The sequence below is a fragment of the Pseudomonas antarctica genome (genome assembly GCF_001647715.1).
GTDB classification, from domain to species: domain Bacteria; phylum Pseudomonadota; class Gammaproteobacteria; order Pseudomonadales; family Pseudomonadaceae; genus Aquipseudomonas; species Aquipseudomonas antarctica_A.
This window is the reverse complement of record NZ_CP015600.1, coordinates 4,417,195-4,429,294: the sequence shown is the minus strand read 5'-3', so window position 1 is coordinate 4,429,294 and position 12,100 is coordinate 4,417,195. Positions and strand designations below refer to the sequence as shown.

Genomic DNA, 12,100 nt, shown 5'->3' with positions numbered 1-12,100 from the left:
CTCTCTCCTGACTTGATGTTTATATCACCTGTCAATAGCAGGAATCCGAAAGGTGATAAGGCATCCACTACTACAGGAGAGAGATCAATGAGTGGCCGAGAGGAGTCGTGTCGTACGCCGGTGACCGAGCCTGTGGGCGTTAGAAGACGTCTGAGCCTGGGCGGCAAACCCCTCACACCGACCGAGCTGGAAATCCTGCGGTGGGCTGCTGAAGGCAAGACGGTTTGGGAAATCAGCCAGATTCGCGCCACCTCTGAAGCCACGGTGAAATTCCATCTGCGTAATATCTACGGCAAGCTGGACGTCACCAACCGCGTGCAGGCGATAAATGAAGCGACGCGCCAGGGGCTGTGCTGAACGTATAAAAGGCTGTGCTGAACGTATAAAAAAGGGCCGCGACGCTTAATGGCGTCGCGGCCCTTTTTTTATCGGTGTTGCTTCGGTGTTGCTTATGCCGAATGGTAAGTCGGCAGGGCAAAGCGGTTCTGGCTTTGCAGCATCGAAATCTGGGGCAAATCGCTGGCTTGTTCGGCCAAGTCGCGGCGAATGGCGCTGATCACCCACGTCAGTTGGTCAGCAGTGTGCAACTGTTGGTATGAGATCGAGCGCTTGACTTGTTTGCCTTCGCTGTTGCGCAGGGTCAGCAGGATACCGCCGTCAGGACGTGGCTGAGTGGTGACGTCGTATTGGGAGAATACAGAAGCGAATTTATCTTGGATCAGGCTCATGTCTATCAGCTCCGTTGGCTCAAGTTGGCAAGCATGGAGAGATAGGTGCAGTGATTGTGCCAGTATTCAGATTTATAAAAAATCGTTGTAAATCAACAGTTTAAAAATTTTCAAGATTTTCAGTTTCGTGCAAAATGCATGAATGGCCATCGTGCATCCTGCATTTTGCGTTGTTCGGGCCACCCGTTTCAGCCCTTCATTACTGATAATGACTTTGATAGCTGCGCAAAATTCCTTTTTTGTGGCCGCCGGCACGGGATACAAAACTTTTCAAATCCTGCATGTACAGCCAAAGAATGGCAGGCGTATTTTCCTGCAAGGTATTCGGCGTGCCGCCTACTGCGTCACCGCTGTTCCTGGATCATACGAAGAACAAGAAAAAAGGACGTTCCGCCATGAGCCATCCGCAAGACGACATGATCACTTGGGGCAAAATGCTGCGAAAGGTGCCCGCGATTGTTCGCGCCCTGCCGCGCGTGGTAAGCGGGATGCGTGCCGCGAATGTCACTGACCCGGGGCAACCTTGCGGCCTCGGGTGGCAGTTCGAGCAGGCTGTGCTGCGTAATCCCGACGGTGCTGCGTTGTTGTACGGCGACAGTGTGCTCAGCTACAGCGAAGCCAACCAGCGCGCCAATCGTATCGCTCATCATCTGCACGCGCAGGGCATCGGCAAGGGTGATGTGGTTGCGCTGTTTATCGAGAATCGGCCTGAATTACTGCTCAATGTATTGGCCGTGGCGAAGCTGGGTGGTATCTGCGCAATGCTCAATACCTCGCAAACCCAGGCGGCGCTGGTGCACAGCCTGAATCTGGTGACCCCGGTGGCCATTGTCGTGGGGGCGGAGTTGGTGCCTGCCTTTTCTGCGGTGCGTGAGCACGTCGCGATCAAGGCCGACCGCACCTGGTTTGTCGCCGATCAACCATCAAGTGCGGTGCCTGAAGGTTACATCGACCTGATGGTGGCCAGCGCCGAATGCGCGGTGAGCAACCCCACCAGCACCGAGCACATCTTTTTCAACGACCCGTGCTTCTATATCTACACCTCCGGCACTACGGGCTTGCCCAAGGCCGGGATCATGAAACACGGCCGCTGGACCAAAACCGCTGTGAGTTTCGGCAGCATCGCCCTGGACATGGGGCCGCAAGATGTCCTGTATTGCACGCTGCCGCTGTACCACGCCACCGGCCTGTGTGTGTGCTGGGGTTCGGCGATTGTCGGCGCGTCGGGGTTCGCCATCCGGCGTAAATTCAGTGCAAGCCAGTTTTGGGACGATGCGCGCAAATTCAACGCGACGACCCTGGGTTATGTCGGGGAGTTGTGCCGCTACCTGCTCGATCAGCCGCCCAGCGCGCAGGACCGTGATAACCGCGTGACCAAGATGGTCGGCAATGGCCTGCGCCCCGGCGTCTGGGCGCAGTTCAAGCAACGCTATGGCGTTGAGCATATCTGCGAGCTGTACGCTGCCAGTGACGGCAATATCGGCTTCACCAATGTGCTGAATTTCGATAACACCATCGGCTTTTGCCTGCAGCACTGGGCACTGGTGGAATACGCCCACGACACCGGTGAACCGATCCGTGGCAGCGATGGTTTGATGCGCAAGGTGCAAACGGGCGGGCAGGGGCTGCTATTGGCCCGGATTGATGAAAAATCACCCTTCGACGGGTACACCGACCCAGAAAAGAACCGCAAGGTGGTGCTCACGGATGTGTTCGAGAAGGGCGACCGCTATTTCAATACCGGCGACTTGTTGCGCAGTATCGGCTTTGGCCATGCTCAGTTCGTTGACCGCCTGGGCGATACCTATCGCTGGAAGGGGGAGAACGTCTCGACCACCGAAGTTGAAAACGTCCTGCTGCAACACCCGCAGATCGCCGAAGTGGTGGCCTATGGCGTCGAGATCGAAAATACCAACGGCCGGGCGGGGATGGTCGCCATCACCCCGAGCGAATCCCTGGCGTCCCTGGACATGCGTGAATTGCTCCAGTTCGCCCACGGCCAACTGCCGCACTACGCGGTGCCGTTGTTTCTGCGCATCAAAGTGAAGATGGAAACCACCGGCACCTTCAAATACCAGAAGGTGAAGCTCAAGGAGGAAGCGTTTGACCCGGCAAAAGCCGGTAATGACCCGGTCTACGTTTGGCTTCCTGGGTCGGACAGCTATGTGCCGGTCACCGGCCAGCTGTTGGCGCAGATCCAGGGCGGGCAGTTTCGTTATTGATTCTGGCTATGGCCGCTTTTGGCAAAAAAGGCATGACAGTGGGGAACTCCGTCGCGACACTGGGCGCCTATAAAGCACACCAGACAAGGAGCCCTCACATGTCAGACCAGCCCAAACAAATGACCGAAGACGAAGCTGCCGAATTTGCCGAACAGGTCTTTGACGTGGCTCGCCGAGGCGACGCCGCCATGCTCGCTGCGCTGCTGGCCAAAGGCTTGCCGCCCAATCTGCGCAACCATAATGGCGACACCTTGCTCATGCTCGCGGCCTACCACGGCCACGCCGATGCGGTAAAAGTGCTGCTGGAATTCAAGGCTGACCCACAGATCGCCAATGACAAAAACCAACTGCCGATTGCCGGTGCCGCATTCAAGGGCAACCTGCCCGTGGTCACGGCGCTGATCGAAGGTGGCGCACCGGTTGATGCATCATCGTCGGATGGGCGTACCGCGCTGATGATGGCGGCGATGTTCAACCGCGTAGAAATGGTCGACTACCTGCTTGGGCAAGGTGCCAATCCCAAGGCGACTGACGCCCAGGGCGCGACGGCGTTAGCAGCAGCGCAAACCATGGGCGCGGCGGATACGGCGGCGCAGTTGCAAAAACTGGTGTAGGCTACGCGCCCTCAAAAACCAGCCCGCCACAGGACCTTCCCATGAAAACCGCCCTCGTCGAACTCATCAGCAAAATCAGCGCCGGCGTCATGGGCGAGGACGAGGTGGCGCGCATCGCCGAAGAAGCGGCCCAGGCCTACGCGGACCCTGCGGCCTTTCTGGCAGCCAATCCGGATATCAACTACGACGACTCGTTCCCTATTCCATTGGGTGAGTGGGTGGTGGTGGGCAGCCTGCCGGACACCGTCCTGTTCCAGGCCGACACCTATGGCGATCTGTTTGCGCAGATCGTCGCGTCCTTCGGCCCGGGCGTGGCGTTCAACCTCAAGCCCAAGCAGTTGGCCAAGACCGAAGACCTCACTGCGCTCAATCGCATCCAGATCCAGATGAGCGCCCTGAGCCCGGAAGAGGGCGGCTATGTGCTGCTCAACTTCAGCCAATTGCTCGATGACGAGATCCAGTGCGTGCTGGTGTACGGCAACGACCTGCCGCGCGTGCTGGAACTGTGCGCCCACGTTGGCATCAAGGCTGAGCCGTCCCTGGAAGCGCTGCGTGTTGCGGTGCACGTCTGAAATAAAACGGAACCGGCGCCACGGCTGACTATCCTAAGGAGGCATGCCCTCACTTTAGGAGCGACACCATGGGTTCGACTTTCAATGGTCTGATTGGCCTGATTATCCTTGCGCTGGATATCTGGGCGATTATCAACGTGTTCAAAAGCGGCGCGAGCACGGGCGCCAAGGTGTTGTGGATCTTGCTGATCCTGTTGCTGCCGGTACTCGGCCTGATTATCTGGGCAATTGCCGGGCCGCGCGGGAATGTGCGGATCTGATCACCGGGCCCGCTCCAATCCGGAGTAGGCACTGCACTAAATGTGGGAGCGGGCTTGCTCGCGAAAGCGGTGGTTCAGTCACTGATGTATTGACTGACGCAGCGCTTTCGCGAGCAAGCCCGCTCCCTATTTGTCTCCAGCGTATGCAGAGATTTGTGTGTCGAGATTATTCGGTGCACGAAATTTTCACACCTCGTCCAAGACAATTCGCCGGTTTTTAAGGCACTGCCAAGGCTCTCTATCCAGTGCCATTAACCGCATGGCCGTGGCATATGTTCAGTAATTAATAGCGTTGATGCCGTTGATCGGGCACCATTTGCGCCACCGCGCTAACCGCCTACCCCAGCCAGCCTGGGCGAGGGACGGGCGCCACTGCATTACTTCTAAACTTAAACTTCCAATGGGTCCTGAAACGACATGGCAAACCCGGACGCCCTGAGTCAGCAGCGAGCTTCTAATCGCCTGCTGCAACCGACCGTCAAATCCCATCTGGCATACACGCTGCTTTGCGCGCTGGTCATGATGGTGATGTTCTCCCTGCTGCGCCTGGCGCTGCTGGTCTACAACCGCGAGATGATCCTCGACACGCCGGCCTCGACGTTCCTCGAAGCGTTCGTCAACGGCACGCGCTTCGACATACGCTTTGTGATGTACGCGCTGGTTCCGATGCTGCTGGCCTTGTTCAGCGTTCGGGCCATGGCGGCGCGCGGGTTTTTCCGTTTGTGGCTGACCGTCGCGTCGAGTATTGCCCTGTTCCTGGGCTTGATGGAGATGGACTTCTACCGCGAATTCCACCAGCGCCTCAACGGCCTGGTCTTCCAGTATGTGAAGGAAGACCCGAAAACCGTGATGAGCATGCTCTGGTACGGTTTCCCGGTGGTGCGGTACCTGCTGGCCTGGGCCGTGGGTACGCTGATCCTGAGCATGGCCTTTAAAGGCGCCGACCGTGCGACGCGCCCACGTGGCCCGTTCAGCGGGGGCACCGTCGGCACCCGCCAGGTGGCGCCGTGGTACACCCGCATCGCCGTATTCGTGGTCTGCCTGTTGATCGCCGTGGTCGCCATCCGTGGCACCCTGCGCCAGGGCCCGCCGCTGCGCTGGGGTGATGTCTACACCACCGATTCGAACTTCGCCAACCAGTTGGGCTTGAACGGCACTCTGTCGCTGATCGCCGCCGCCAAGGCGCGCTTCTCCGAAGAGCGTTCGAACATCTGGAAAGCCACCCTGGACCAGCCGCTGGCGACCCAGACCGTGCGTGACATGCTGGTGTTGCCACAAGAGAAACTGGTGGACACGGAGTCGGCTGCCGTTCGCCGGGACTACACGCCACCTGCCGAAAAAACCCTGCCGATCAAGAACGTCGTAGTGATCCTGATGGAAAGCTTCGCCGGTCATTCGGTGGGTGCATTAGGCCGCCCGGGCAACATCACGCCGTACTTCGACAAATTGTCCAAGGAAGGCCTGCTGTTCGACCGTTTCTTCTCCAACGGCACCCACACCCACCAGGGGATGTTCGCCACCATGGCGTGCTTCCCGAACCTGCCGGGCTTCGAATACCTGATGCAGACCCCGGAAGGCAGCCACAAGCTGTCGGGCCTGCCGCAGTTGCTCAGTGCGCGCAAGTTTGACGACGTGTATGTCTACAACGGCGATTTCGCCTGGGACAACCAGTCGGGTTTCTTCAGCAACCAGGGCATGACCAACTTCATCGGGCGTAACGACTTCGTCAACCCGGTGTTCTCCGACCCGACGTGGGGCGTGTCCGACCAGGACATGTTCAACCGTGGCCTGGAAGAACTCAAAGCCCGCGAAGGCGGCAAGCCGTTCTACGCCCTGCTGCAAACCCTGTCCAACCACACGCCGTACGCATTGCCGACGCCATTGCCGGTCGAGAAAGTCACCGACCGTGGCAGCCTCAACGAGCATTTGACGGCCATGCGCTACTCCGACTGGGCCTTGGGCCAGTTCTTTGAAAAGGCCCGTAAAGAGCCTTACTTCAAGGAAACCCTGTTTGTGATCGTGGGTGACCACGGCTTCGGCAACGAACAGCAAATCACCGAAATGGACCTGGGCCGCTTCAACGTACCGATGCTGATGATTGCACCGGGCATGCAGGAGAAGTTCGGCGAGCGTGATCACACCGTTGGCACCCAGATCGACATCGTGCCGACCATCATGGGCCGCCTGGGTGGCGATACCTTGCACCAGTGCTGGGGCCGTGACCTGCTGAACCTGCCGGAAGGCGACAAGGGCTTTGGCGTGATCAAGCCGTCGGGCAGTGACCAGACCGTAGCGTTGGTTACCGCAGACCGCATTCTGGTACTGCCCAAGGACATGCCACCGAAGCTGTGGGAGTACGAACTGGGCGCTGAGCCGACCGGTAAAGTGATTCCCGAGTCACCGGACGAAGCAGCGCTGAAACAGAAACTCGAGTCGTTCCTGCAGACGGCGACCAAGAGCCTGTTGGATAACACCGCCGGTGTGGTCGACGGCAAGCCGGACTAATAAGTCGGGCATAAAAAAAGAGGCCTCAGTGAGGCCTCTTTTTTTGTCCGGTGTTTATATCCGGCCAAGCAACAGCAGCACCAGCAACACCACCAGTACCACACCCAGAATACCCGACGGGCCATAGCCCCAGTTACGCGAGTGCGGGAATACCGGAAGGCCGCCAACCAACAGCAGGATCAGGATAATGATCAGAATGAGGCTCATAGTTTTTTTCCTTATAGGCCTTCTGAAAAGACCGGTGATTAAACAGTAGGCCTGTCAGTTTAAAGACAGACACCTTATAAAATCCGACTGTGCCATGGGGTAAAAGATTCCGTATTTTTTTAAAGCATTTTGCAAACCGGCTTATTTCTTTTAATGCGTTCACACCTGCAGCGTATTAGTTGAAAAAGATTGAACTTACGCAATAAGTCGCTCTCGTACCCGGCCTCAAGTTTGCCCGAGGCATTCATCAATTGGATGGTGCGTGGGTCGCGGAAAAACCTTCGCTACACTGCCGATCACTTCTTCCGTGAACCACAAGGCAGCTCTCCTATGCAAAATCGCATGATGATCACCGGCGCCGGGTCCGGCCTGGGTCGCGAAATCGCTCTGCGCTGGGCCCGCGAGGGTTGGCAATTGGCCTTGTCGGACGTCAGCGAGCCGGGCTTGCTTGAAACCCTCAAGCTCGTGCGCGAGGCGGGTGGCGATGGGTTTGTCCAACGCTGCGACGTGCGCGACTACAGCCAGCTCACGGCCTTTGCCCAGGCCTGTGAGGTGAAGCTGGGCGGCATTGATGTGATCGTCAACAATGCCGGCGTCGCCTCGGGTGGCTTCTTTGCTGAGTTGTCCCTGGAAGACTGGGACTGGCAGATCGCGATCAACCTGATGGGCGTGGTCAAGGGCTGCAAAGCGTTCCTGCCGCTGCTGGAGAAAAGCCAGGGCCGGATTATCAACATCGCCTCAATGGCCGCATTGATGCAGGGGCCGGCGATGAGCAACTACAACGTGGCCAAGGCCGGTGTGGTGGCGTTGTCGGAGAGCTTGCTGGTGGAACTCAAGCAGCAGGAAGTGGGCGTGCACGTGGTGTGCCCGTCATTTTTCCAGACCAACCTGTTGGATTCGTTTCGCGGGCCTACACCGGCGATGAAGGCGCAGGTGGGTAAGTTGCTTGAGAGCTCGCCGATTTCGGCGGCGGATATCGCCGATTACATCTACCAACGCGTGGCTGAAGGCGAGTTCATGATCTTGCCTCACGAGCAGGGGCGCATGGCATGGGCGTTGAAGCAGAAGAATCCGCAGTTGTTGTATGACGAGATGACGCAGATGGCCGACAAGATGCGGGCCAAGGCACAGGCGGTTAAGGGCTGATGCCGGTCCAAATGTGAAAGAGGGCTTGCGCCCAATGGCGCAGTGATCGTCAACCTATCACCGCTATCGGGAGCAAGCCCCCTCCCGCCTGTTTAAGCGTATTTGGCTTGGGATTTTTATGTGGTCTGTCAGGCAAGTTACCCGTTTATGTAGGTCTCGCCTGATTTAGAGGCAAGCCATTGCTGCTCCCCAGCCGATCACGCATGGTCAACGTCCTGTCACTCCAAAAGGATACCCCGCCATGCTGGTCTTAAGCCGCGCCCTGGGCGAAGTCATTTCCATCGGCGATGACATTACGTTGCACATCCTCGAGTTGAACGGTTCCCAGGTGAAATTCGGCGTCGACGCGCCGGCTGGGGTGCACGTCCATCGCTCCGAGGTTTACCAGAAGATTCTCGACCGCCCAGGCACCGCCACCCCTCCGGTGGCAGTCCCCAATCCCTGAACCCCGCTCAGTCGAACAGATGCTTGGGCACGTCGTGCTTGAGCATCAACTGGCATTGCTCGCTTTCAGGGTCGAACACGATCAGCGCCTGGCCCTTGGTCAGCGCCTGACGCACGCGCAATACGCGGGTTTCCAGCGGTGTTTCGTCGCCATTGTCAGTGCCATCGCGGGTAACGAAGTCTTCGATGAGGCGGGTGAGGGTGTCGACTTCAAGTGCGTCGTAGGGAATCAGCATACAAGCCTCAGAGGTAGGAACCCGGCGATCCTACTGCGCCGGGACCGTAGTTGCCAGTGTCAGGACTTCTGGCCGACCAGGCTGTCCACCGACGGCACGCGTGTGTCGCTCTCCATCTGTGTCTCATGCTCGATCTGATGGCTGAAGCGGTCCAGCGAACCCTGCGCCGGTTGCGCGTCGCTGGCGAATACCGGCGGGCTGAGAATGTAGGCACTCAACAAGCGACTCAGCGCCGCCAGGCTGTCGATGTGCGTGCGCTCGTAGCCGTGGGTGGCGTCACAACCAAACGCCAGCAGGGCTGTGCGAATGTCGTGGCCGGCGGTTACGGCAGAGTGGGCGTCGCTGAAGTAATAGCGAAACAGGTCGCGGCGCACGGGCAGGTCGTTATCCGAAGCCAGGCGCAGCAGGTGACGGGACAGGTGGTAGTCATACGGCCCGCCGGAGTCCTGCATCGCCACGCTCACGGCATGCTCGCTGGAGTGCTGGCCGGGTGCGACCGGGGCGATGTCGATGCCAACAAATTCGCTGACATCCCAGGGCAGGGCCGCCGCGGCACCACTGCCGGTCTCTTCGGTGATGGTGAACAACGGGTGGCAGTCGATCAGCAGCGGTTCGCCGCTGTCGATGATGGCCTTCAGCGCGGCGAGCAGGGCCGCGACACCGGCTTTATCGTCCAGGTGCCGGGCGCTGATATGCCCGCTTTCGGTGAACTCGGGCAGCGGGTCAAAGGCGACATAGTCACCGATGCTGATGCCCAGGGAATCGCAATCGGCACGGGTCGCGCAGTAGGCGTCCAGGCGCAATTCCACATGGTCCCAACTCACCGGCATTTCATCCACGGCGGTGTTGAACGCGTGCCCGGAGGCCATCAACGGCAACACGCTGCCACGGATCACGCCGTTATCGGTGAACAGGCTGACGCGGCTGCCTTCGGCAAAGCGGCTGGACCAGCAACCCACGGGGGCGAGGGTCAGGCGGCCGTTGTCTTTGATCGCACGCACGGCGGCACCGATGGTGTCCAAGTGTGCGGACACGGCGCGGTCGGGGCTGTTTTTCTGGCCCTTGAGGGTCGCGCGAATGGTGCCACGCCGGGTCATTTCAAAAGGGATGCCGAGTTCTTCCAGGCGCTCGGCGACGTAGCGCACGATGGTGTCGGTAAACCCGGTGGGGCTGGGAATGGCGAGCATCTCCAGCAGCACTTTTTGCAGGTAGTTGAGATCCGGTTCGGGGATGGTTCGGCTCATAAAGACTCCTGATGAAGTGTGGCGAGCAGGTTTGTTGTGGCGAGCGCGCTTGCGCCGCGTTGGGTCGCGAAGCGGCCCCAAACCTGCCAATGAGTTCTGGCTGAAAGACTGCGGTGCATGGGTCAGGGCTGCTGCGCAGCCCAACGCGGGGCAAGCCCGCTCGCCACAGGGTTATTGAGCAGTCGGCTGGCTATGCGGAAACAACAAGTCCACAAACTTCTCCGCAGTCGGTTGCGGCTCGTGATTAGCCAGCCCGGCCCGTTCGTTGGCTTCGATAAATACGTACTCGGGTTGGTCGGCGGCGGGCACCATCAGGTCCAGGCCCACCATGGGAATATCGAGGGCGCGGGCGGCACGCACGGCGGCGTCCACCAGCGTCGGGTGCAGGATCGCCGTGACGTCCTCCAGGCAACCGCCGGTGTGCAGGTTGGCGGTGCGGCGCACGGCCAGGGTTTCACCGCGCGGCAGGATGCTGCTGTAGTCGTAACCGGCGGCGTGCAGGGTGCGTTGGGTTTCGGCGTCCAGCGGGATTTTGCTTTCGCCGTCGGTAGCGGCTTGGCGGCGACGGCTTTGGGCTTCGATCAAGGCGCCGATGGAATGCTGGCCGTCACCGGTCACCTCGGCAGGACGGCGAATCGCGGCGGCGACCACCTCAAAGCCGATCACCAGGATGCGCAGGTCGAGGCCTTCGTGAAAGCTTTCGAGCAACACACGGCTATCGAACTGGCGGGCCGCTTCGATGGCTTTCTGCACGTCTTCGATCGTCTGTAAATCCACCGCCACGCCTTGGCCTTGCTCGCCGTCCAGCGGCTTGACCACGACGCGCTGGTGTTCGTCGAGAAACTCCAGGTTGTCGTCGGCACTGCCCGCCAATTGTTGTTGCGGCAGTTTCAAACCGGCGGCTTTGAGCACCTTGTGGGTCAGGCTTTTGTCCTGGCACAGGGTCATGCTGATGGCGCTGGTCAGGTCGCTCAAGGATTCACGGCAACGCACGCGGCGTCCACCATGGCTGAGGGTGAACAGGCCGGCACCCGCGTCGTCCACGTGCACATCAATGCCGCGTCGATGGGCCTCTTCGACAATGATCCGCGCGTAGGGGTTGAACCCCGCCTGCGGCCCCGGGCCGAGAAACAGTGGCTGGTTGATGCCGTTCTTGCGCTTGATCGCAAAGGTGGTCAGCGCGCGAAAACCCAGCTTGGCGTAGAGGCTCTTGGCCTGGCGGTTGTCGTGCAACACCGACAGGTCAAGGTAGCTCAGGCCACGGCTCATAAAGTGCTCTACCAGGTGGCGCACCAGCACTTCACCCACGCCGGGCCGGGTGCATTGCGGGTCGACGGCCAGGCACCAGAGGCTGCAACCATTTTCCGGGTCGTGAAAGGCTTTTTGATGATTGAGGCCCATCACGCTGCCGATCACCGCGCCGCTGTCTTCGTCTTCCGCCAACCAATACACCGGGCCGCCTTGGTGGCGGGGCGTCAGGCGTTCTGCGTCGACCGGCAGCATGCCGCGCCCTTGATAGAGCACGTTGACCGCGGCCCAATCGGCCTCGCTTTGTACGCGCCGGATACGAAAACCGCGAAACACCCGAGTCGCCGGCCGGTAGTCGCTGAACCAGAGGCGCAGGGTGTCGGACGGGTCGAGGAACAACTGTTGCGGATCAATCCCGAGGATCTGCTGGGGCGCCGCCACGTACAGCGCGATATCGCGCTCGCCAGCCTGCTCGTTCAGCAACTCTTCGGCCAGGCTGGCAGGGTCAGGGAACGTGTGGCCGATCAACAACCGGCCCCAGCCGCAATGCACGGCAATCGGCTCGGCGCCCAGTGGGCTGCCATCTTCAGCCAGGCGGGCTTGCAGGCGTTCGTAGGTCGGCGCCTGGCCCTTCAGCAAGCGTTGGCTGTAAGCCGCTGCAAGAGGTTTCATCA

The 12,100-nt window shown here is 59.7% G+C and carries 13 protein-coding genes; 8 read left to right on the top strand and 5 right to left on the bottom strand.

The genetic code is table 11. From position 1 onward, the window contains the following. Positions 1–87: 87 nt before the first annotated feature. Complete coding sequence (locus A7J50_RS20045) at positions 88–357, top strand: response regulator transcription factor (RefSeq protein WP_064453374.1); 270 nt, start codon at positions 88–90, stop codon at positions 355–357. 92 nt (positions 358–449) lie between these two features. Here A7J50_RS20045 and A7J50_RS20040 read toward each other — a convergent pair whose 3' ends face one another. Continuing rightward, a complete protein-coding gene (locus tag A7J50_RS20040) occupies positions 450–728 on the bottom strand; it encodes a DUF3509 domain-containing protein (RefSeq protein ID WP_048721059.1) in 279 nt (92 codons plus the stop codon). 395 nt (positions 729–1,123) lie between these two features. Between A7J50_RS20040 and A7J50_RS20030 the strand changes: the two genes are divergently transcribed. From A7J50_RS20030 to A7J50_RS20010, 5 genes are all read left to right on the top strand, one after another. Beyond that, entirely contained in the window at positions 1,124–2,950 is a 1,827-nt protein-coding gene (locus A7J50_RS20030) for a long-chain-acyl-CoA synthetase (protein WP_064454985.1), read from the top strand. A gap of 98 nt (positions 2,951–3,048) precedes the next feature. Then, positions 3,049–3,564 carry an ankyrin repeat domain-containing protein gene (locus A7J50_RS20025; protein ID WP_064453372.1) on the top strand — a complete coding sequence of 172 codons (516 nt, stop codon included), beginning with the start codon at positions 3,049–3,051 and terminating at the stop codon, positions 3,562–3,564. A gap of 41 nt (positions 3,565–3,605) precedes the next feature. Further along, entirely contained in the window at positions 3,606–4,136 is a 531-nt protein-coding gene (locus A7J50_RS20020) for a hypothetical protein (protein ID WP_064453371.1), read from the top strand. A 68-nt stretch (positions 4,137–4,204) separates the two neighbouring features. After that, on the top strand, positions 4,205–4,396 hold the full coding sequence (locus A7J50_RS20015) for a PLDc N-terminal domain-containing protein (RefSeq protein ID WP_003172956.1): 192 nt from the start codon (positions 4,205–4,207) through the stop codon (positions 4,394–4,396). A 417-nt stretch (positions 4,397–4,813) separates the two neighbouring features. Further along, a complete protein-coding gene (locus A7J50_RS20010; protein ID WP_064453370.1) occupies positions 4,814–6,901 on the top strand; it encodes an LTA synthase family protein in 2,088 nt (695 codons plus the stop codon). A gap of 54 nt (positions 6,902–6,955) precedes the next feature. Here the strand turns inward: A7J50_RS20010 and A7J50_RS30230 are convergent, their stop codons facing one another. Continuing rightward, positions 6,956–7,108, bottom strand: a complete 153-nt coding sequence (locus A7J50_RS30230) for a DUF3309 family protein (protein WP_015885095.1) — start codon at positions 7,106–7,108, stop codon at positions 6,956–6,958. Between the two features lie 330 nt (positions 7,109–7,438). On the opposite strand from A7J50_RS30230, the gene A7J50_RS20005 reads away from it, so the two are divergent. Both A7J50_RS20005 and csrA read left to right on the top strand, forming a co-directional pair. After that, complete coding sequence (locus A7J50_RS20005) at positions 7,439–8,254, top strand: SDR family oxidoreductase (protein ID WP_064453369.1); 816 nt, start codon at positions 7,439–7,441, stop codon at positions 8,252–8,254. Between the two features lie 241 nt (positions 8,255–8,495). Continuing rightward, positions 8,496–8,699, top strand: a complete 204-nt coding sequence (gene csrA / locus A7J50_RS20000; RefSeq protein ID WP_064453368.1) for a carbon storage regulator CsrA — start codon at positions 8,496–8,498, stop codon at positions 8,697–8,699. A gap of 7 nt (positions 8,700–8,706) precedes the next feature. Here csrA and A7J50_RS19995 read toward each other — a convergent pair whose 3' ends face one another. The 3 genes from A7J50_RS19995 to ngg form a co-directional block, all read right to left on the bottom strand. Next, positions 8,707–8,934 (bottom strand): YheU family protein, encoded by a 228-nt coding sequence (locus A7J50_RS19995; protein ID WP_064453367.1) that lies wholly within the window; start codon positions 8,932–8,934, stop codon positions 8,707–8,709. Positions 8,935–8,993: 59 nt separating this feature from the next. After that, the gene (locus tag A7J50_RS19990; protein WP_064453366.1) at positions 8,994–10,178 is read right to left on the bottom strand and encodes an osmoprotectant NAGGN system M42 family peptidase; all 1,185 of its coding nucleotides are present in this window, start codon (positions 10,176–10,178) and stop codon (positions 8,994–8,996) included. 171 nt (positions 10,179–10,349) lie between these two features. Continuing rightward, entirely contained in the window at positions 10,350–12,098 is a 1,749-nt protein-coding gene (gene ngg / locus A7J50_RS19985) for an N-acetylglutaminylglutamine synthetase (protein WP_064453365.1), read from the bottom strand. Positions 12,099–12,100 lie beyond the last annotated feature (2 nt).